The 21,289-nt window shown below is 38.6% G+C and carries 16 protein-coding genes; 6 read left to right on the top strand and 10 right to left on the bottom strand.

The features are described 5' to 3' along the window. Positions 1–68: 68 nt before the first annotated feature. From ACFSKL_RS10180 to ACFSKL_RS10195, 4 genes are all read right to left on the bottom strand, one after another. Positions 69–815: a hypothetical protein gene (locus ACFSKL_RS10180; RefSeq protein WP_376885932.1), complete on the bottom strand. Its 747-nt coding sequence runs from the start codon at positions 813–815 to the stop codon at positions 69–71. A 965-nt stretch (positions 816–1,780) separates the two neighbouring features. Continuing rightward, complete coding sequence (locus ACFSKL_RS10185) at positions 1,781–1,972, bottom strand: hypothetical protein (protein WP_376885934.1); 192 nt, start codon at positions 1,970–1,972, stop codon at positions 1,781–1,783. 174 nt (positions 1,973–2,146) lie between these two features. Then, entirely contained in the window at positions 2,147–3,082 is a 936-nt protein-coding gene (locus ACFSKL_RS10190) for a terpene synthase family protein (protein ID WP_376885936.1), read from the bottom strand. 49 nt (positions 3,083–3,131) lie between these two features. Continuing rightward, positions 3,132–3,710, bottom strand: coding sequence for a cyclic nucleotide-binding domain-containing protein (locus ACFSKL_RS10195; RefSeq protein WP_376885938.1), 579 nt, complete (start codon positions 3,708–3,710; stop codon positions 3,132–3,134). Between the two features lie 709 nt (positions 3,711–4,419). Here ACFSKL_RS10195 and ACFSKL_RS10200 point away from each other — a divergent pair. Then, complete coding sequence (locus ACFSKL_RS10200) at positions 4,420–4,866, top strand: MauE/DoxX family redox-associated membrane protein (RefSeq protein ID WP_376885940.1); 447 nt, start codon at positions 4,420–4,422, stop codon at positions 4,864–4,866. 468 nt (positions 4,867–5,334) lie between these two features. Beyond that, the gene (locus ACFSKL_RS10205; RefSeq protein ID WP_376885941.1) at positions 5,335–5,607 is read left to right on the top strand and encodes a DUF6520 family protein; all 273 of its coding nucleotides are present in this window, start codon (positions 5,335–5,337) and stop codon (positions 5,605–5,607) included. A 46-nt stretch (positions 5,608–5,653) separates the two neighbouring features. Here the strand turns inward: ACFSKL_RS10205 and ACFSKL_RS10210 are convergent, their stop codons facing one another. The 4 genes from ACFSKL_RS10210 to ACFSKL_RS10225 form a co-directional block, all read right to left on the bottom strand. After that, positions 5,654–7,000, bottom strand: coding sequence for a RagB/SusD family nutrient uptake outer membrane protein (locus ACFSKL_RS10210; protein ID WP_376885942.1), 1,347 nt, complete (start codon positions 6,998–7,000; stop codon positions 5,654–5,656). 416 nt (positions 7,001–7,416) lie between these two features. Next, entirely contained in the window at positions 7,417–10,611 is a 3,195-nt protein-coding gene (locus tag ACFSKL_RS10215; RefSeq protein ID WP_376885943.1) for a SusC/RagA family TonB-linked outer membrane protein, read from the bottom strand. 6 nt (positions 10,612–10,617) lie between these two features. Next, positions 10,618–11,976 carry a TlpA family protein disulfide reductase gene (locus ACFSKL_RS10220; protein WP_376885944.1) on the bottom strand — a complete coding sequence of 453 codons (1,359 nt, stop codon included), beginning with the start codon at positions 11,974–11,976 and terminating at the stop codon, positions 10,618–10,620. A 1,040-nt stretch (positions 11,977–13,016) separates the two neighbouring features. Next, on the bottom strand, positions 13,017–13,223 hold the full coding sequence (locus tag ACFSKL_RS10225) for a hypothetical protein (protein WP_376885945.1): 207 nt from the start codon (positions 13,221–13,223) through the stop codon (positions 13,017–13,019). A 355-nt stretch (positions 13,224–13,578) separates the two neighbouring features. On the opposite strand from ACFSKL_RS10225, the gene ACFSKL_RS10230 reads away from it, so the two are divergent. From ACFSKL_RS10230 to ACFSKL_RS10245, 4 genes are all read left to right on the top strand, one after another. After that, the gene (locus ACFSKL_RS10230) at positions 13,579–14,133 is read left to right on the top strand and encodes a hypothetical protein (protein ID WP_376885946.1); all 555 of its coding nucleotides are present in this window, start codon (positions 13,579–13,581) and stop codon (positions 14,131–14,133) included. A 187-nt stretch (positions 14,134–14,320) separates the two neighbouring features. Continuing rightward, positions 14,321–15,163, top strand: coding sequence for a hypothetical protein (locus tag ACFSKL_RS10235; protein ID WP_376885947.1), 843 nt, complete (start codon positions 14,321–14,323; stop codon positions 15,161–15,163). Further along, entirely contained in the window at positions 15,160–15,450 is a 291-nt protein-coding gene (locus ACFSKL_RS10240) for a hypothetical protein (RefSeq protein ID WP_376885948.1), read from the top strand. Before ACFSKL_RS10235 ends, ACFSKL_RS10240 begins: the two co-directional genes overlap by 4 nt. A 157-nt stretch (positions 15,451–15,607) precedes the next feature. Next, positions 15,608–17,443, top strand: coding sequence for a P-loop NTPase fold protein (locus ACFSKL_RS10245; RefSeq protein ID WP_376885949.1), 1,836 nt, complete (start codon positions 15,608–15,610; stop codon positions 17,441–17,443). A gap of 46 nt (positions 17,444–17,489) precedes the next feature. Here ACFSKL_RS10245 and ACFSKL_RS10250 read toward each other — a convergent pair whose 3' ends face one another. Beyond that, the gene (locus ACFSKL_RS10250; RefSeq protein WP_376885950.1) at positions 17,490–19,514 is read right to left on the bottom strand and encodes an AIPR family protein; all 2,025 of its coding nucleotides are present in this window, start codon (positions 19,512–19,514) and stop codon (positions 17,490–17,492) included. Then, on the bottom strand, positions 19,501–21,288 hold the full coding sequence (locus ACFSKL_RS10255; protein ID WP_376885951.1) for an AAA family ATPase: 1,788 nt from the start codon (positions 21,286–21,288) through the stop codon (positions 19,501–19,503). The genes ACFSKL_RS10250 and ACFSKL_RS10255 overlap by 14 nt, the downstream gene beginning before the upstream one ends. Position 21,289 lies beyond the last annotated feature (1 nt).

Raw genomic sequence — 21,289 nt, forward strand, 5'->3', positions numbered from 1 at the left:
TTATGGAATCTTTGCGTGCTGAAAATCATTCCAGTGTGAAATGTTTTCATCAAGCTTGATTTCATGGTTTAGTCTTTTTGGACCATCATGATTGCTGCTGCATTGTGGGCACCGTTTGAAAGTGCATAATACAGTCCATTGACCTCTTGCAAGAACTCTATACCCAAAAGGAATACTTTGTTGGGATCAACCAGCGTGGCCTTATCAATCGCCAACTGCAAAACTGTGGTTTGTGAATTTATCGACATCTCCCCTGAAGAAACAGTGAGGAAATTCTTGGTGCCAGTTGAAAAATCAACTGAGGCTCCAGCCACAAATATCCTGAAATGGGACGCCCCTTCAGGAATAAGAATAAAATCCCTTGGAAGAAAAGGTGGTATGGATACGTCCCAATCACCGACAGCATTATTGATTGCAATATCTGGGCGTAATACAGAAGTCAGCCCAGCTTTGGCGTTCATTTCCAAACCTTGCAAAAGATCCCAGTCTCCTTCTGCCACCGATCTTTCTCCCCGATTGTTGACAGGATCCGTCCTGAGGATTTCGAGCATTCTTTTGACAAGCCTCTGGTGGATCCTAGAATCGGATATTTTCAAGATGGCAGGCCTGATGCTATCCTTCAGCAACCTGACTGCTTCTGCCGCCGTCTTGAACTCAGCAATATTTTCCCTGGTCCTCGCGTACCTAGGGTCGGTCATTATCCTGGACTTCGATACGCCACCTTTTTCCCTGGCTTGATAGCCATCGCGGTTTTTGAAGAAATTCAATTTCCCAACATTGCCGCTAAGTGTAATTATTCCTGTTTGTTTTGCCATAATTTAATTGGTTTTTGTGTGAAACATGATCAAATATGAGTGATAACCAACTTGTAATGAAACCAATATGCGGTTCTAGCGGATGTAGTATATTATTGCGTAAAATCACCCTGATTGCTTGGTTTTGCGTTATCTGCGGTTTTGGGACAGGTTGGGGAGGGATTTGAGAGGGAAAGGTGAAGAGAGAAGAAACAAGAGTCAAATAGACTAGAAGCGAGAAGCGAGAGACAAGATGCAAGACAGTGACATGTCTTTCTACGACTACGTCACCTCGATGGAAGGAGAGGTCTCGTCCCTTCTTTGAAGAAGGCAAGTGAAAATTGAAGTTGGGGTGTGAAATTCAGTTCGAGATTTCTCCCTTTGCCTCCCTAAAGTGAGACAGGTTCGAAATGACTTGCCTATAAAACGAGGAGTTAAGTATAAAAAAAGTGTCAACTATTTCCGGGACGTGACACCTATGCATATCGGGGACAAAAAACATCGAATGGTGAAGTCTCAATGAGATGCCTAAGTAGATAAGGTCTGTGGGGACACATACCATGGGGTGGATGATGATTGATTCGAGGAATCTTGGAAAAGTACAATATAAGAATATTTATATGGTTTCTTTATTTTTCGCCAAAAGTCGGCGAATGGTCGGGAGAGACACGGGACACGGTCGGGAGATAGTCGGAAGAAAGAGGTCTAAAACAGGGTTGTTTTCAGAAATAAATTGTATTTAAACAGAGTAATATTGTATTTTACAATCATCCTAATCAAGACAGAGATGCGTCTAGCATGGCCTGAAAAGCCTGTCCCGTATCGAATGCTTTCGGTACGGGAGGCAATTGAATGTTTTCGGTGATACAGAAAAGAAATTAAAAAGTGTCTTGGAATTTCAGGATGAGAATGTATGGTCTGTGGAGGCACAAACCATAGGGTAGAGTTATGGTCTGTGGAGACACAAACCATGGAGTAGTGCTAGATTATATATAGGGTTCTATTTCTTCGATGGGGATGCCAGAGAACTTGGAGAATTCTTTGATGGTAACAAACTGGTGGGATTCTTTATTGAAGTATATGCGTACCTTATTGAGCAGATCCTGCGAGTATCTCTCGGATTTATCTGTCATCCTTTGGATGTCTTTCGGATAAATGACGCATCTTTTCTTAAACATGGGTTTTATCTCTAAGTGGGAAATAAATTCCTTGTTGGTGAAGTATGAATAAGTACTTTCTTTTTATTGCCTTTAATCACACGAACAAAACAGTTTTGCAGATCATGTTTAGAGGAATCCAGAATTTCTGTATTCCCCCAATAGTTTGAATATGTGAGCGAATTCATTCGCACCTCAAATAATTTTACCATTGGCCATATGGTAGTATCTATTGGTCTCCATATATGACCAATAATTGCTTCCTGCTATCATCGATTTCAAAGAGTCTAGGTAATAAGGCAGTCTAGTTTCTGGAGATTTTACTATATAAGAGCAGTGTTGGTTAAACTGAAACAATATGCTATGATGCTTTTTTTCGGCCATTGAGATTGCTGTGCTTGTCAAAACACCATACTTTTTGATCAGTATAATCACATAATTGTAAAATGAGCCCTCTTTGAGTTCTTTGTAGAAAGAGGTAAGGTCGTTTGCCAAGCAGATCAAAAGGGTAGCTTTGGCTTCCAAATCTTTTAATTGAATAGCAATTGAAAGGTCATCTACAGAAATTAAATTATGCATATCCCTAAGGAAGTAGACCGCCAAATATGCCCCAGAAGCAATTGGCCTATTGCATGAGTATTGGTTGGTGGAAGGTATTTCATTTTTCCTGTTCAAATCAATCTCCCAGGTCTGGAAACTTATATATTCAATAAAGTAATGAGAGAAAACCTTAAATCCCTTGGCTTCTACTATAGCTTTCCATTCCGTACAAAAAGATGAAAAGGCGGTTGTATATGGGTTTTTTAGCTTTACTTCTCTCCCATATAGTATATCAACGAAATCTTTAAATAATTGAAAAACAAAGCCTCTATTTGGGGGGTCTGCCCTGTTGTCGATAAAGTCGTCCAATAAGAATAAAATCAGAAACAGTTTTGAAATAGGCAATAAGCGAATGCTGTCTGCTTTGGGATAAAGACAAGATGCAAACCAATTGATTTTCATTTGAATGACTATATTGGTCATTTCCCTTGTATGCAACAAGCCAATATCTTCTGCCCAATCAATGACTTTCTTATCAATCTCTTCTGAAAGCGGGTTCACACTAGTTGAAAAGGGATAAATAATTTCCATATCAGGATAAATTTGTGGTTCAAAAAACGCTAGATTTAAAGGAATACATCTATTCCTTTGTTAGTTCTTTTCTAAGTCTAAAAACAGTACGCTCAGGAATATTCAGTATCGTACTAATATCCTTAACCGAAATCAAGCTAAAAACAGAACTGAGTCTTTGAAGCGCTTTGTAAGCTTCTTTTTTGTCCATCCAATGAAGCCTCCTCCATTGATGATCAATCTTGGTATTTCGATGGTTGATTCTGAGTGCCAACTTTGCAAATTCAGGAATACTTTCGATTACCTCAAATTCTTTGAACTTTGCCAATTCACTGACTTTGACATCGGTAAAAGCTTTGAGTAAAATATTTGAGTTCGATTCTGACCAATAAGATTCAAAATCACAGGCTATCTCCTGGGGATTGAATATCCTCCTACAAAGTAGGTCCTTAGATTTGTATTCATAAAGTGCGATCTCTCCAGAGTGTACGTATCTACTTACTACTTCTACCTCGTCGTGGTTTTTTATAACCTCCCCTTTACTGAAGGTTCTAATTTCAAGATATTCAAAGAGTCTGACATACTCCTTGCGATCGATGACAAAAAGTTTATCATAATCTTTTTTCATCTGGTTGATTAACTCTTCCATCCATTCAGCTTAAAAGTCTTGACAAAACAATACTTGATATTTGCCCAAACCTGAGCATAAACCGAAACACGATACCTGTACAGCAAATTGGCAGTATTCCAGACCAGAACAATTTGAGAATCCACTCTCATCAAAATAACTACAAACAATTTTGATTTAAAATATCCAAAAATGCAAGTCAACTAGTAAATATTTAAGTATAAAATGTATTATTTATGCCATTTGGCAGTCGAAAATAACGTTAAAGGGAAAAGAGAGGGAAGAAAGGTGGGATTTGACACACAAAGCCTGCCCAAGCGGATATCGGGGACATAAGATATAAGACTCAAGATTTGAGGTTTTAAAATACCTCGAAGGTCTTCACAACAAAGTGCCATTGAATTTCAGGACGGGAACTTATGGCCTGTGGGGACAGAGATGTTTTTATGGTTTGTGAGGACACAAACCATGGACCGGGACATAAACCATGGGATAGAGAGGCTTATGGAGAGGCAAGTGTTCTTAGGTCTGTGGGGATCCAAGCCTTGTGGAGACACTGGTATTTTTATGGTAGGAGGGGAAAAAAAGTCGTTGGTTATTGAAAATATTACGATTTGGTATGCCATATGGCAGGAAGTTTTATGTTTTATGGATTTACTGCCATTTTTTTTTGACTGTTTTGAAAATTCCATATAGATTCAATCATTAAACTTCTGAAAACCTGACCAATGTGACACAGATAAGGATAAACCAAAAGCATACCATAGCTACAATCTGCACATGGCTACTGGCAATTGTCTTTATCTATACAGCCGTCAGTAAGGTGTATGATTGGGAGGGGACAAGGAGGTCATTGTACAACCAAGTCTTTCCAATCTGGTTTGCCGAAGCCTTGCTTTATGTGATACCTGCCTTGGAGTTGGTTATAGCTGCCATGCTCCTATCCAAGAATACAGCAAAATCGGGGTTGCTGCTTTCCGTCATCCTGATGGCATTGTTCACGGGATATGTGGGATTGATCATGACAGGGGTGTTTGGCAGGGTCCCTTGCTCTTGTGGAGGAGTCATTTCATCCCTGGGATGGGGGGAGCATTTGGTGTTCAATATAGTGCTGATGGGTATTGGGGTGGTAGGGTTGATAAGGATTAGAGACGTGAGATGTGAGACAAGAAACTAGAGACAAGAAGCGAGATGCGAGAGGCAAGAAACGAGAAACAAGAGGCGAGAGGCAAGAAACAAGACTTGAGACAAGCGTAAGTTTTGTCTGCGGTTACGTCACCTCGACGGCAGGAGAGGTCTCGTCCCTATTTGAAACTGGAAAGTTAAAATTGAAGTTGGAGTGTGAAATTCAGTACGAGATTTCTTCCCGCAATCCTGCGGGACAGGCTCCTCTAGTCGAAATGACTTGCCTCTATAACGAGGACGTAAGTATAAAAAAAGTGTCAAGTAAATTCAGGACATGAACATCAAATATCGAAAAACAAAAGAAATGTACAGCCTGTGAAGCTACGAGGTAGTTGCCAGGCAACAGCAGGGGGATCAAAAAAACACCGATCGTCCCTCTCCAAAGGAGAACATTCCTCCCCCGGCAGGGAGGAAATCCAAAACGACCGGTGGTCTATTAACAACTGTAAATATTAATGTTATGAAAAGTTACATTGAAAATTTGATTAAAGCAAGCCTTGTGATGCTTGCTGTAGTGGCGGCGTTTGCTTTTACGACGCCGAAGAATGATGAAGAGCCAAGGTTCAGATTGGTCGATGACGAATGGACATTGGTCGAAGGACAAATGGGAGTTCATTACACTTGCAGTGGGTCTTCCCCAATCTGTACCGTCCAACTTGTAGACAATGACCCGGAATTGGGTGAGGTAGTCGAAGACAGTGAGATATTTGGCATATATACACCGGCTCCATAAATCTCAAATTTTGATATCAGGTGGAGGGTACTGCCCTCCACTTGAATTATGGGTTTTGCTCTAACCCATAGGTCTGGATTTCAATGTCAATCAATGGTAGGATATAAAACAAATCATTGGGCAAAAGGGTATAGGTTTGGGAACCGACTTTTTTTGACAATATCCTCTGAAAGCTTGGTTCATGGTTTAACCTTCTTAAATCATACCAGCTCAAACTTCTCAACGCAAGCTCCCTGGTTCTCTCTTCAAATACCTCTCGAAGTGCTTCGGTAGGATCTGTAAATGAAACTTCATTGAAAGTAGAAATTTCATATCGATTTTTTCTCAATGCATTCAAAAGCCCCACCCCTTCTATCATACTTCCATTTCTGATTTTACATTCTGCCAAAATCAAATAAAGCTCTGCTGTAGTCATTCCACTAAACAATGTAAACAAGCCTGTATAGCTTCCTTTGAAAGTTATCCTTCCCGTACTTTGGTTAACATTAAAAAACCTTGGCTTTCTGAGGTCTTCATTATCATATTTGTCATAGAGGCTGGGAGATATTTCCCCAATGAAGTTAGACAGGTATGAAATTGTATTTGAGTGGTAAATCACTTCATCATTGAACCTGGGAAATGTAGAAGCAGCACTTGGGTTGATTCCATGATAATCAATTAAAATATTATATCTGTCCAAAACGTAATCCGCAGCATCTTCGGCTTTTGAAAATTCCCCTTGGAACAAATAAAACCTCGCCAATATTGACTTTACAGCCAGCTTGGAAGGTCTTGTTTTAATACTATTTGATTCCTGCAACAAACCATGGGCAAGTTGTAGCTGGGCTTCGACAAAAGCATAAGAATCAGATACGGACATTCTGAGGGGAGGGCTTTCTATTGCTGCAGATTCCTTGAATATCAGACCATACTTATCGAGCTCTGCTCCATCTTGGGGCATCGCAGCAAACAAGGTCAGTAAATTGAAATAGGCGTGAGCTCTGTAAAAAACCGCACTTCCTTTTATCTGATCGTATTGGGTGCTGTTTGATTGGGTCCTTTCTATCGTTTCCAAGGTTTCCAAAACAACGTTTGAATAGAATATTTGCTCATACATTCCTACCCAATCAACATTGGAGCCACTCTCATACAAATCGTCAGCCCATACATATCCATTTCTCTCGGATGGTTCAGAGATACTTTGCAGGACATCTTCCTTGAGTAAATACTCATCCGATAAAATTGTCGGTATTCCCGGGGAAAGATTCATCAATAACAGTTCATTGTCCATCAATGCCTGCAAATCAGAAAGTGATGATGGTACCACAAGTGATTTTTGAGGTTTTTCATCCAAAAACCCTTGACAGCCTAATGTAAATATGGCGACTATGATAATGTAAATTTGTTTTTTCATCTGTTTTGTAATTTTGATTCTAATGATCTGGTAATCTGTCTTGCATGTTGCCTGAAGCTATTGGGGCATCCCAATGTGTCACATATCCGTCATTCGCGATTCCACTTGTCTATTGTTTTTGTAAATCGCCCCATTGTTCAAAAGGGAAAAGCTTTGGCACTTTTCTCTATTTTTGGTTTACCCAATAATAAAGGGGGCCGGCAGGTTAGAGAGTGGAATCAATACCGGCCTGGGGAGCTATGGAGAGAACTCCCCCTCTCCACCGTCCAGTAGCATCGTCACCTTCTGTGTCTCCGTACTACTTGGGTTTATATTCATCGTTAACCTTTTTGAGGAAAATTGGACGGGGAGGCCTTAGGATTGGTGATTTCAGGGTTTAGATTGCTTTTATGGTTATAGTGACGGTAGATATGGAGCTAGAAGTTGATCTTCAGCCCTCCTGCCAAGCTTCTAAGGGGTCTCATAGACCTGAAATCAGGGTCAATAGGATCTTGGCTTGCCTTCCAAAGTATTCCCAGGTTATTTGCGTAGAAATAAACTTCAGCACTTCTGAAAGGCAATGCCTGCCATCTAATCTTCTCAAAACCGTATGCTATCCTAATGTCCTGTAACCTGATATGATCTCCACGCTCAACCAAAGCTTCTGAGAATCTGTAGACATTGTCCCTGTTTGTATTGGTTGCATTTGGAATCGATGGTACATTGGTGATCAATTCGTCGCCTGGGCTTTGCCACCTTTGGGCATAATCACCATGGCCTCCAAGCCCCCTATGGTTGCTGTAAATAATGGATTCCCTTCTGTAGTAATAGCCCAACCTATAGGAAAGATTGACCGATAGGCTGAATCCTTTCCAAGAGAAATCGTTCCTTAATGCCCCAAACACATTTGGTCTGGCTGTCCCATGGTAAACTAAATCTTCAAGGCCTGTTTCCCTGATAATAACCAAGTAATCTGTGCTAACCTCCCCATCCAATATCCCCTGGGGATTGCCATTGTCGGGATCTAACCCTGCCCATCTATATGAGAAAACCGGAAACATGCCATATCCCGTAACAGGGTACATGGAGGTGGCGCCAAAGTTCAAAATTGTATTGACGGGGTGATCCGTGCTATAGCCTGTCACTTCATCTTGGTAGTAGTTGAACAAAAAGGCTGTATTCCATTTCAATCCCCTATCAATGTTCAAGCTGTTCAATTCAAAATCAACACCCGCTCCTTTGATGGTGGCTGTATTGCCACGGAAATTTCTCACCCCCGCAGAGGGTGCTACAGCAGCGAATCCTATCATGTCTTGCCCATCCCTCCGGTAATATTCCATGGTACCACCGATCCGGTTGTTTTTGGTGGAAAAATCCAGTGCAAGATTGAGCATACTCAGCCTCTCCCAGCGTAAGTTTGGGTTGGGTGGATTTTCTATCGTGGAATAAGGCAAGCCCGTAAATGGACTGCTGGGAGAAAACCTCGCAGTAGTGAAGGCAGACAGAGAATTGTCAACATTGCCATTGTAACCATAAGTCGCCCTGACTTTCAGATAAGGCAATAGCTCCGAGCCAAAGAAATTTTCTTCTGAAATGATCCAACCCAAACCGGCAGACCAAAGCGGAACACCACGCATATTGGTCTCAACGCCAAATAAGTTAGACTGGTCTTTTCTTGCGGATAGAGAAAGCAGGTATCGTTTTTTGTATTCGTATCCCACATTGGCAAAATATGATATAAACCTGTCTATTACCCCAGATTGGCTATCCCCATAAGGGATTCTTTGAAAGGTATTTTGCGCAAAGTACATCGGGAAGTTGGATAGGTAATCCACAGGCCTGACACCAGCAATTTCTTCTTCGTAACCATATTGCCTGGAATTGTGGCCTTTGGATTGAAAGTCCTTGGCCTCATATCCCGCCAATGCCGTCAACTGATGATCTGTGCCCCAAGTGTTGTCATATGCCAGGTTGGCCCTAAAAGTATGGCTGTATCCTTCTGCCAAACTTTGGTTGTGTATCCCACCATCTGGGATATGGCTTAAAATATTCCCTGTATTGTCCGTATATGAAAAACTATTGATGAGGTTTCTTGCGAAATAGGAATTTTGGTGATGAATTCCAACCCGGTTATTTCGGTTTGTCCAATATTGATACCTTACGTCCACTGCCAGGTTTTTAAGGATTTTATAGTTGGTGTTTAGGTTCAGCCTGACTTCATTTTGCCTTTCCACGTTATTCATAAGGCTGGTTTCTTCAAGCGGTCTATAGGCCCAATCCTTCAAACCCAATCCATCCAGGCTATTGATATAGGATGTTCTATAATCTTTTGGAATCGCCAACGCTTCCCCATGATCACCCCTGAAAGACGCATATGGGTACAATCTGGGATCGGTGCTTGAAAGCATAAACCTTGTTGGGTCAATACTGTTATTCGTCTTGCGGGTTTGGACTATGCTGATCCCTGAATTGAGCTTAAGCCGATTGTTAAGCATCAACAAGGTTTGGTTGCTGTTGATAGTGAACCTGTTGTTTTGATCCCCAATGGATGAGGATTTGTTATCGTCAAATCCTATGGATGTATTGAAGTGGAAGAAATCAGACCCACCACTGAGATTCAATGCCGTTTGGCTGAACACATTGTTTTGGTAAAATTCATTGTATTGATCCCTGGCATCCATTTGTCTGAATGCATTGATCTGTTGGTTCATTTTATCTTCTGTAATCTCTCCGTTTCTGTGGCTAAGGAGCAGTTCGACGACGGGACTCAATGCCAACCTTCTTGGATTGTTGATCCTGGAATTGAAAAAATTGTTGTTGAAGAGGGTTATCTCTGTGTCTATGTAATCGTTGACAGACATCTGTGGCCTGTAAAAAAAGTCAGGCATTTCCGTGGTGGTAATATTGGTGTTTAGGCTTATCCTTATGGGAGATTTGACGCTGCCTTTTTTGGTCTTGATGACGATAACCCCATTTCCAGCCCTTGCCCCCCAAATAGATGCCGCAGCTGCATCTTTGAGGACAGTAATGCTCTCCACATCGTTGGGGTTTATATTTTCCAGGGGGCCATCATAGGGAAAGTCGTCTATGATGACCAGTGGGTTTGGATTGGCAAACAGTGTGCTTCGCCCCCTTATGCCTATTGGGTCTGCATTGGATCTGTTGAGTATCAGGCCGGATGTCACATCTGCCAACCTATCGATCAGGTTTGTAGATACCCTCCGGTTGATCAGGTCTTCGCCGATACTTACAAAAGAGCCAGTAGCCCTTTCCTTGGAGAGTTGTTGGTAGCCTGTAGAAACGATCTCTACCCCATCAATATCCAGCCCCACCTCTTCCAGATCGATCTGCAGCAATTCTTGATATGGCATAGAGACTACCAGTTCATAGGTATCAAAACCAATGTAGCTGATCAACAATACCGACTCACCCATTGGCAAATTGAGGGTAAACAGTCCATCTGCATCTGTAATGGTCCCTTTTGATTCACCTTTGAATGACACACTTGCCCCCGGCAAAGGCAATCCATCCTTTTTGCTGTTCACCTGCCCCTTCAAGGTGGCGATGTCCTGAGACCAGCCTTCAAACCCAAAGCAAGTCAGGAATATTAAAATGAAGTAATTTTTTTTCATGGGGGTTTATGGGATTTGGTTGGGGGATATTTGATTGTCGGAGATCACGAGGATCTCCTGTTCTGTCGTAGTCTCTATAATGTCCAGTCCATGGGGTAGTAAGGCCTTTTTAATGGACTCCATATCAGACATATTACATTGTAGATGCAAATCCAGAGGTTTGTTATACCCAGTCTGGTCGACAAGCACCTTGTCCAAGTGCTGCAAGTATTTGAGATTGAGATGTCCGACCAAAAAACCAAGGGTCTTATTCTGAATGATGGCCTCGTAGGGCGTTACATTATCTATCGGCTGTCCGCCATTCGTTTTGGGGGTAAAACCGTCCATGGCAATCAGGGCATAGCAAGGGACTACCCGAAGTTCCTTCCCTGCCTTGTATTGGGGAAATAGCAGTCTGAGATCAGCTTTAAAAATGTCCCAGATTTTGTCTTTAAATTCTCTGGCAACTTCCAGTTCGTATGTGAAAGTATATTTTTTTGTCCATTCGGTCATTTCGGTGGTTGACATCTTCTCTAAATCTTCAAAATAGTTGTCATTCTTAACCTGGACATCTACATTCTTGCTATTAAGGGACTTTCCACCGTCCCTGTGTGAATACCTATAAAGAACAGTCAAGGGGATATTCGTAAGGTAAATCCTAATATTATGGTCCCCCTCTTCAAAAAATGTGGAGATGGATGCCATGGAAGGAAACCCCGGAATGTGTCCCCATAATCCAGATTGATAAATAGGTTTGCTTACTTCTGGGATCTGATCCCTTAGAGGTTTGTCTTTTTCGAATACATTCGCTTGCTGCCTGTCGTTTCTGATTGCTGAGTAATCTCCGGCTATCGCTTTATGGATGTTGGCAGGGTTGATCTCATCTGAGTTTGTATATGCAGCCACCCTACCCTCCCGATCTATCCAAACATAATAAGGTAGTGAGCTGTGTGGAAAAATAGACCTTAGGGTATCATCCCCATACACCATTGGCTTTTTGATATCCTTCAGCTTAGCCATTCGTGAAAAGAGCTTTTCTACTTCCTCCTTGTCTTGATAAGTCACGGGAAGGATCGCCAAATCATCCCCAAAAGCCTTGTCCAAACTATCCAACTTCGGAAAGGAAGCCACGCATGGGGCGCACCAAGTAGCCCAAAAGTCAAGGATCAGAAGCTTGCCTTTGTAATCGGATATTTTGATGGGTTCACCATGACTGTTGAGTACATTGGTGAATTTGAAATCGGGAACCTGGTCACCTACCTGCAATTCCCCCATTGTCACCAATGGCGAAGAGGCGGATGCCTCCTGCACCATTGGTTGGGGTGTTTGGGGGAAAGCAACTTTTGCTGTCATCAAAAAGAGTGTTGTCAATAAGATGTTTTTCATTTGTAATTAGATTTGGGTTACTAAAGATTTTAAGATTAGGACATTAGTTATAAGTGGATTAGGTTATTGGTTGAATTGGTTCGTTAAGCGTTAAAGTTGTTAGATAGGGATTGTCACATCGAGCAAAGCGAGATGTCTCGAACTAGGATTGAGATTTCTCACTGGCGTTCGAAATGACTTAGCGTAAAAAGCCTGGCAGTACGGGCGTGGCGTATGAGGTTCGCCACAAACCCAGTTTAGCATCACTTGGTTTATTGTTAAACATATCACCGTAGCTGCCATGGCTTATTTGGTTATTAGTGGATTAGGTTATTGGTTGATTGAGGTTTGAAGGTTGGAAAGTTTGAAAGTTGGAAGGTTTGGGGTCTAGTAAAGTTCATGGGGTGTTAGTTATAAGTGGATTGGGTTAGTGGGATTTGAAATATTGAAAGATTTTAAGATTAGGATATTAGTTGATTAGGTTATTGGTTGATTGGGGATTAGTCACATCGAGCATAGCGAGATGTCTCGAACTAGGATTCAGATTTCTTCCCAATATCCATCAGGACAGACTTTAATACTTTGTACATTGTACATCGTACTTTGTACACTTTTTCTTCTCGCTTCTAGTCTCTCGCATCTAGCTTCTCGTCTGTCACATCGAATTTACCTCCCAACTCAGGGAGGCGTAGAGAGATGTCTCGAACTAGGGTTAAGATGTCCTCCCGCAATCCTTTAGGACAGGCTTCGCTTCTCTGCCTCTCGCTTCTCGCCTCTCGCTTCTCGCTTCTAGTTTCTCGCTTCTAGTCTCTCGTTTCTAGCTTCTCGCATCTCAAAAACAACACATACCCCTCCCATCCTGGAAAAAACCTGCGTTTTCCCCAACTGGGTCCAGAAACAGGGAAATGCTCCTAGTGGCTAAGAAATTAGAATATGGTTCCTTTCCGACAGTGCTCCTGCAGTAGCGATAGTTTCGGAAAGGGTGCGGGTACATCCATGGCGTATCGACCTTGGAAAAACGTATCTAAGTAGATGCCCCGTCTCGCATTGGTAAAGTAGGTTTAGATAGGGTTCTTGGGCTTGCGCTCAAAGAGGATATCGAAGGCAGAGAGGCCTGGGTCATCCGTAGGTTTGAGGGATTCTGTCTGATCAGACTGATGGTTTTTTCCTGACTCGGATCGCAAAGCAAATAGACACAGTCCTGCCATTCCGAATAAATCGGAGTAGGGTTCAATGATCAGGTGGCTGTATATTTTGCTCGCTTTCATGTTTGGAAAATATTAAAACGAGTCTGATTACGGAAAAAGTAACACTATAGCTAGGGCAACTACTTCAACCGCATCACAAGGTTCCGACGCCTTATAGGGACGATATCGATAGTGCCCAAGAGCTATAGTGCATACAAAAGTACGCAAAATATTCCCTTGGGCATTAATCTATCTTCTCTCCCTATTACAAACTTGTCGGAATTTGTGATCGAGACTCTTTGATTAATACCAAATTGATAATTCTAACATCATCAGAGTTTATCTAAACCTGATAATCCAAATATAATAATTTAAGTACATTTAAAAAACTATTTGATATAAAATGTACTAGAAAATATTTCTCCATTTGCTCATTATGAGCAAAATAGATGAAACTAGAGCTGAAACAATATCCCAGAACCTAAAGTTAATTATGGAAGTAGCAGACTTAACCATTGATGGATTGGCTGAATATACCAAAGTCTCAAAGCCCACAATTGACAGAGCAATATTAAAAACATCAAATATTTCACCTAATAAGCTAAATAAAATTGCAATTTCATTTGATTTATCCTCATCTCAAATTTCAAACAGATTCCCAGTAAAAACCAGCCACCTATCTAAAGTTAAAAAACTAATTGAATTTAAAGATGATGATTCAGCGAACCCTAAATACTTCATTAGCGAAGCAAAAAAACACAATGCGCATCAATTTGTAAAAGATCAGCTTTTAAACGATTCATATTTTTCGAAGGAAAGAAGGTTAAGTGACATCAAGAAAAGGCTAAAGGCTAGCGACTTATTTGTTAATACTTTTACGGATAGTGCATTAGAACAAGCTATTAAAAGGATAGCTACGGAATTCGAATGGCTTAAAATCTCCAAAAAAAGTCCAAAAGGAAAAGTGTTTTATTACAAAGTTGCGAAGTGATTTGAATTATTAAGAAATATTTTTATTAGTGAAAAATACCCTGTAGTTGGTATTTTTTAAATGATGGGGAATTGGTATGTTTGGGAAGTATCCAGACTTGTTTCTTATTATTAATGGATAAAGTCGGGCTTTTCCAGACAGATATAGGCAAAATTGAAGTGCGAAATCCACAAAACCAAATAATGAAATGACATTTATAGTAGGGTTAATTGAAAAAGACAATATATATTTATTCTCAGATACAGCAATAACAGAATGGAATTCTAATGAAATAAGTCAGATTTCTTCTTTTGGTGAAAACTCATATTCAGATGATGTGAGGGTTGTTTATCAGTCCGAGATTAAGCTTTTTAGTGTAAATAATAGGCTAATAATTGGAGGAGCAGGGAATTCAAATTCCATAGATTCATTCATCGAAAATATTGAAACTTATGAGAGTTATGATCTGTCTCTTAGCGAAATTGTTGAAAATGCATTAGAAAATATTGACGATATTGATTTTGAAATATTGTTGGGTTATTTTGAAAATAATATGCCAGTTTTATGCAAAAAACATTCAAATTCAATTGAACTCGAAGTTTGTAGCAATGAATTTTCTTACATTGGAAAAGAAGGGACACATTTTACTCTTTTTCAGAATAATTTCACAGAACTGAAATCTCAAACAGCAAATTTTGATTCATGGGATCCTAAAGAAATTTCAGTTACTGTGAATTCAATGTTGCAAGCCTATGGGGTCTGGAATTACACGTTAGAGGAAGGCATTGGCGGTGCTTTTACATCGTTATATTTAGATAAACAAAGAGTATCTTGGCAGCCAAGTTTAAGCTATATAATTTTTGATATCAACATTAATTCTCTAAAAGCAATTTCTTCAAATCCTGACATGGCTTTGCCGAATAATCTATTTTCTAATTCAAAATATATTTTCACAGACCAGAGAGAAGGTGCATTCTATATTAGTTCTCCGAAGCCAAATTATACAGGTTTTCTATTTCGACAGTTAGACAAAAAAAAGGAAATTTTGTGAAGAATTGGTTTTATAAATATGAAGAGGAATTGATTCGTCAATTTATAAATATTGAAATTGAATATGTTATTTTTATTTGCACTAATACGAAAGTTGTTACAATATTTGAGAAAGAAGAGTTATCAAAAAAGAGGATTCAGATTCAATATGGAAAAATGCTAAAACTTAAATATGAAATTCTTAATGAAGATGATATTAAGAATTATGCAGAATTTATAAACATGATAACAGAACCATTAGACAACGATTTCACTTTAAAAATTACTTTTCCTAATAGCAAAATATAATCAACTGCGGTTTCAGTGTTGTTAACAAGTTTTACAACCCAAATTAGCTAATGTTCTTTTCGACAGGAAAGGTCTCCTCAATCCGCAAATAATAATGTTTTCGGAACGTTGGCAGTAAGTTTAGGGACGACCGTACAATACTTCAAACCGACAAGCAATGAACACAGATAATATTGAGAAAATTTTTACAGACTACCTAAAGACAGACAAAACGCAATATGCGATTTTGCTTAATGGAAGTTGGGGATGTGGCAAGACATATTTTTGGAAATACGGCTTAGACGGCATAGCAGTCAAAAATGGTTTTAAGACAATTTTTATCTCTTTGAATGGCATCAGTAAAATAGATGCACTTGAACATTTACTATTTCTGCGGTTGATACCTTTTATCGGCAATCAAGAAAGTTCTCTGCTTCAAAACGCTACAAAGCTAGTCACTAACATTATAAATCAAGCAAGTAAGACCTTTCTCAAAACAAATTTGGTGGACATTTTTAAAGATGTCAGCGTTGACTCTTTCAACTTTTCCAAGTATGTAATTTGCTTTGATGATTTGGAACGCTGTCAAATCCCTATTAAAGAAGTATTAGGGTTCATCAATAATTTTGTTGAACACAAAAGTTTAAAAACACTAATTCTTGCAGATGAAAGTAACATTGACACAACTCAAAAAGGCTACAACAACATCAAAGAAAAGATCATTGGACGTGTTTTGAATTTTGAACTGAACATTGCCGCAACATTACCACAGCTCTTTAAAAAGTATGAGAATGGCAATGTTGACTTCTACAGCTTTTTACTCTCACAAAAACAAGTTTTAATAGATATTTTAGTAGAATACAAGCAGGACAATCTAAGAATTGTAGGTTTTTACTTAGACACCTTGGAAAAGCTGTTTCCTTCATTCAAAGATGTTGATGCAAAATACATTCAAGAACTCATTCTCTTTTCAGCATTGATAGCAATTGAGTTTAAAAAAGGTAAATTGACTTCTGCTGATTACAGAGACCCTAAAGGAATTGATATTATTGATGAACACTATTACTCATTAAATATAGCTCGTACAATGAGAGCATCAGAAAAGGAAACGACCGTTAGAGATAAATCTTATGCTGAAATCTTTTACGAGAAATATTTAGATAAGAGAATAGCAAATTATTTCTACTACCCTTCGGTTTATTCATACATACTATCAGGTTATTTAAATCAAACAGACTTAGATGCTGAAATTAAAAAGAGATACCCAGAAGTAATTTCTCAAGAAGTCCAAGATTTCAGAAGTTTATTAAACTACAAGTTTCGCGAGCTATCTAATGAAGACTTTAAAAAACTATCAAGAAATGTTTTAAAGTATGCAAGAGAAGGTCAGTATTGGATTTATGACTACGTGCAAATAGCCAATTTCTTTTACTTCTTTTCAAACAACAAGCTAATAACTGAAACAAAAGAAGATATAGACAACATTTTGCAGGTAGGACTTGAAATAGTAAAAGGTAAAAAGCAAATAAATGATAGAGTTTTAGAAAATCTGTTGCATTTTGGCGATGATAACCCTGAAGTAACCAAGATTAAGCAACTAGTAAAACTAATTCATTCTGAGATAAAAAAAGAAGAGTATGTGGCAGATAGCAACGAACTAATTGATTGTTTAACTAATAAAGATGAATATGCTTTAGCTGCTTTATTTGAGAAGCATAAATTTTCAAAAGAACTTTTTCAATATACTGACGACAAATTATTACTTGACACAATTTTGAGCATTTCAAATAAGCAATTATTCAATTTTACGGAGTTGCTGCGACACAGATACGAAATTGTAAACATTGGTGAGTTTTTGTTTGAGGACACGGTCTGTTTGAATAAAGTAAAAACGGGTTTATCTAATTATCTTGAGAAAAATGATGTCATTGAGCAACCGAGAAGGTACTTGTTTGTGACATTAGAAACAACCTTAATGTCAACAATTGAACACTTGAATGACACAAGAAAATAAATAAGTCCACCACTAATCAAGTCTCCTCCCGACCTTAGCCATTAGCTCAAATTGAATTCTGAAGTATTCTATATGCAGCTAGCAATTCTTTCTCTGTTAATTCTTTTTCTCTCTCTATTTTCTTAATTATTCGCGAAATCATATTTGAATCATGAATACTCAAGTCCTTAGATTTTACACCTAAATAATTAATTCTTATTAATCCATCTACACCAATTTCCATTAGCTTATTACGGATCCTATTTTTCAATTCGATATCCAGAGTGAATGATGTATATCTTTCTTTCGTGTCCTTCTTATCATACAGCTCTTTATTTAATTTCGAAAAGTCTATATCTAGAGATAGACTCTTCAATCGATTCCAACATTCAGTTTTTTTTGCCCATTCTCCTATTAAACCTCCCGGAGCAGTTTCTCGCATGAAGTCGTCTACCCTCCGCAGAACTGATAATATACAATTTTCGAATATTGTTGATAGTCCTTGATCTTTCCATATCTTATGAAGATTTAAGTTGTTTCCGACTTTAAACTTAATCCATGACACTGTGTATGGTACAACCATATACCTTAGATCTCCAATTGATTTTGCGCCAGTTCCATAAAGACGTTCCGCTGAACGGAATATAATTGCTTTAGCTATTATATTCTCATAAAAAATAGAATCTACATCTATATCGTTGGCTACTTTCATAAATTCAATAAAACTTTTTTGACGTCCACGTACCACCCACCAGGGTTCCATTTCCCAGCTCTTGTAAAATCTGGCAAGGTCTTCCTTTGCAAATTTCTGATTTTTAGGGTTTCTCTCAAGCCATTTTTTTTCCTGTGCCTTGGAATCAATCTGATATAGCTCGTCATTATACTGACCTCTGGCTCTTTCATAAAACCAACGTGTCTGATTTTTCCCTTTGCCTGCATTGGTCCATATTTTCCTTGACAGATTCTCCAATTTAATATGAAAAGGATGATTCGATGAAAGATCCGCTTCAGAAACTTTATTCTGAGTATTAGCATATCTAGAAATAAGGGCAACTATTTCCGGCTTACGAAATTGATCCTTAATTACAGACAATTTTACCTGTACACAAACAGAACTTATATCTGCAGTTTTATACTTTCTTTTTGTCTGAAAAATTGATGCTATGGTCTGACCGCCATTCACGATCTGAAAATCCTTTATGGAAGCAATTCCTTTTTCGTCATCTGTAAGCTCCACAAATTCTGCTGTCGCAGTAATACCATTATTATAAGCCATAAACATATGTGGTTCTTTAAGAATTGTATCTCGGATCCCCTTGTTAATTTTACCTCTGAATTGCAAAAAGGTACGGACGTTTTGTTCCAATAAACGTGCTCCATAGTTTTGATATATATCTATCAGCATATAAGCAGGTATAATGCATAGGTACGAATCATAATCGTCATTTATCTCTGACATGGGAAGACATGGAACCGACTCTTTAAAGGTTTCAATAAAATTTATAATTATGACCTCCTTTCCTGAACCGGAAGTATGTATACGCTTAAAATATTCAATATCCCTTACATGATAATTCAACTTTATCCCACTGAAATCAGATGGCCCCGAAACATTAATCGGAATCAAATAGTCAGAGAGAATGCATATGTTCACTCTGACTATTTGATCCACAATTGAACGGATAGTATTGACTAGATCAAACACAGGAGCAGTTTCTTCAATACCTTCCAGCTTGCCCGTTAGAAGATTTTGTAGAAAACGGGTGCACAGGCTTACAGCCATTTTAAGTTCATCTGAATAAAGTCTACCCAAATCTTCAGACCCCTTAAATACAGTAATAAAAAGATCAACAGTTTCATATCCTTCACTCAATGCATAACCGTTAATTTTATGAATACGGTTGCCAATACTGTTTTCTCTTATTTCGCGACAGAGAATCGCTCCTTCTGTCTCACCCGCATGCTCTAGATATTCGAACGCAATTTCTGTAAACTTCTCTTCTCTTATACCCCCTACTCGGTCAAAATGTATAGAATCATTAATATCCTGCAATACAGTTGTCCTGAAACGGGTCAATTCATGTCTTTTCATTATAAACGAATATTTGATTCATTTTAGAACCATCATTTAATATAAAATCATCAAATGGATCAGTTGCTTTTTCTACCCCTAGTGAATGACAGAACATACCATATATATCTTCAAATTTTCCTCCATAGCTAATTTTACACTTTCTCTGGTCACCTTCCTTTTGAGTTAAAGGCAAAATATAGAATACTGGAATTTTCACCCCATGTGCATGTTCTATTCTACGTATTGGCGTAGTCAATTCACATACGTATTCTCTCTCCAAACCCGTAGAAGGGTTGGTTTTTTTCATAATAATCTTTTCACCAGCATTCATGAGAATAGTATTCTTTAGCCCTTTCAAGTCATCAATTATTTCAAACACTAATTGTAACTCTTTCTTATAGATAGGACTTTCAAAGTCATCATGCGATAAAGGATTCATTACTACCCTTAGGCAGTTTCTAAGTTTGATAAAAGGTATAAAACTCAAGCCATTTTCTTCCAAATAGAGTTTAAGTTTCGTAACAAACGTATCTAGTTTATTAACAGGAACTATTTCTCCATTCGGTAGTGAATCGTACTTTTTGTTATCGGGAAGAAATCGCTTAATCAAGTTTTCACATATTTTCCTCTGATAATTTGCACAAGCAGGATACTGTTTGGTTTTAAAATAGTATTGTGCTTTTTCGAAATCATTTTGTGCGGGCAACCAGATCGGATGATCAAATTCTTGCGAATGATGATCAATGTACATTTCATGAAAATACCACTTACTATTTCCCATGTCATTTTTAGCTAATTCATACCATTGACGATCATAAGTAGTTAAAAAAATCTGATGACCTGTAAATGTTTCATCTGTGCCTTTGATAACCGGATCTGTTAGAATATCCAGCAACGGCATTCTGTTCGACATATCCAGTCCAGTGAAAATGTCATCTAGAAAAAGCATTTTGAATTGAGGGGAGGGAACAGACAGATGACCAGCAAGAAATATACATATTGCTAATGCAGATAGTCGTGCTTCATTCAGAAAATGATGATACTGCTCTGTTGAATCACTAAGGTCAACACCAAAATAGTTCACCTTTAGGCTTATAACTGGGAATCCACTTTTGATCGATGTTTCTGTCAGTTGGGGAAATGTTACTGAAATGGATTCATCAAAGTATTTAAGAAGAGAATTAAGAATAGTACTCAGATCTTCCAGTGTTTGGTTAACACCCGATACAAAATCCTTGACATTGACTTCATCAGGATTTGATTTTACAATCTGGAATAGGTCTTTTAATTTCAGATTAGTTTCAGGGCTTGAAGGAGCAGGATTAGGTAAATCTGCCAGCAATCCTTCACTTTCAAACAGGAAACCAAAGAGATTCACCGCTGAATCACTCATGAAATGAATCTTAAGAAGATCTCGGTATGTCATAAAGCTTCTGGCACTGGCCACAGAACGTAGTATTTCGTCATTAACAACATTTCTGTGAGGATCAGACGAAAAACGATATGTTTTATCCGGTTGACCATTTTCTTTAAAAGCAATCTCGATAAAAGGTTGTTCATCAAGCTCAAGACTTTTTGCAAAAACATTTTCAATTAAACGGTAACTCGGGTCAATAGAAGAATAGAACAAATCCTTTACCCCTTTATAAAACGAACTTTTACCACTTCCATTTTCACCATAAATAAGCATGTTTTTCCCATCCTTCAGATCAATTATATATTTTGTCCGTTCTTCTCCTTTTTCAGTATAGAAAGCGCGATAATTACTGATGATAATTTGATTTATCTTCATA

It is taken from the genome of Belliella marina (assembly GCF_042682445.1).
Taxonomy (GTDB): domain Bacteria; phylum Bacteroidota; class Bacteroidia; order Cytophagales; family Cyclobacteriaceae; genus Belliella; species Belliella marina.

Bases quoted from the DNA above. Each gene is read 5' to 3' on its own strand.
- ACFSKL_RS10180 (WP_376885932.1), bottom strand. From the start codon at position 815: ATGGCAAAACAAACAGGAATAATTACACTTAGCGGCAATGTTGGGAAA.
- ACFSKL_RS10185 (WP_376885934.1), bottom strand. From the start codon at position 1,972: ATGTTTAAGAAAAGATGCGTCATTTATCCGAAAGACATCCAAAGGATG.
- ACFSKL_RS10190 (WP_376885936.1), bottom strand. From the start codon at position 3,082: ATGGAAATTATTTATCCCTTTTCAACTAGTGTGAACCCGCTTTCAGAA.
- ACFSKL_RS10195 (WP_376885938.1), bottom strand. From the start codon at position 3,710: ATGGAAGAGTTAATCAACCAGATGAAAAAAGATTATGATAAACTTTTT.
- ACFSKL_RS10205 (WP_376885941.1), top strand. From the start codon at position 5,335: ATGAAAAGTTACATTGAAAATTTGATTAAAGCAAGCCTTGTGATGCTT.
- ACFSKL_RS10210 (WP_376885942.1), bottom strand. From the start codon at position 7,000: ATGAAAAAACAAATTTACATTATCATAGTCGCCATATTTACATTAGGC.
- ACFSKL_RS10215 (WP_376885943.1), bottom strand. From the start codon at position 10,611: ATGAAAAAAAATTACTTCATTTTAATATTCCTGACTTGCTTTGGGTTT.
- ACFSKL_RS10220 (WP_376885944.1), bottom strand. From the start codon at position 11,976: ATGAAAAACATCTTATTGACAACACTCTTTTTGATGACAGCAAAAGTT.
- ACFSKL_RS10225 (WP_376885945.1), bottom strand. From the start codon at position 13,223: ATGAAAGCGAGCAAAATATACAGCCACCTGATCATTGAACCCTACTCC.
- ACFSKL_RS10230 (WP_376885946.1), top strand. From the start codon at position 13,579: ATGAGCAAAATAGATGAAACTAGAGCTGAAACAATATCCCAGAACCTA.
- ACFSKL_RS10235 (WP_376885947.1), top strand. From the start codon at position 14,321: ATGACATTTATAGTAGGGTTAATTGAAAAAGACAATATATATTTATTC.
- ACFSKL_RS10245 (WP_376885949.1), top strand. From the start codon at position 15,608: ATGAACACAGATAATATTGAGAAAATTTTTACAGACTACCTAAAGACA.
- ACFSKL_RS10250 (WP_376885950.1), bottom strand. From the start codon at position 19,514: ATGAAAAGACATGAATTGACCCGTTTCAGGACAACTGTATTGCAGGAT.
- ACFSKL_RS10255 (WP_376885951.1), bottom strand. From the start codon at position 21,288: ATGAAGATAAATCAAATTATCATCAGTAATTATCGCGCTTTCTATACT.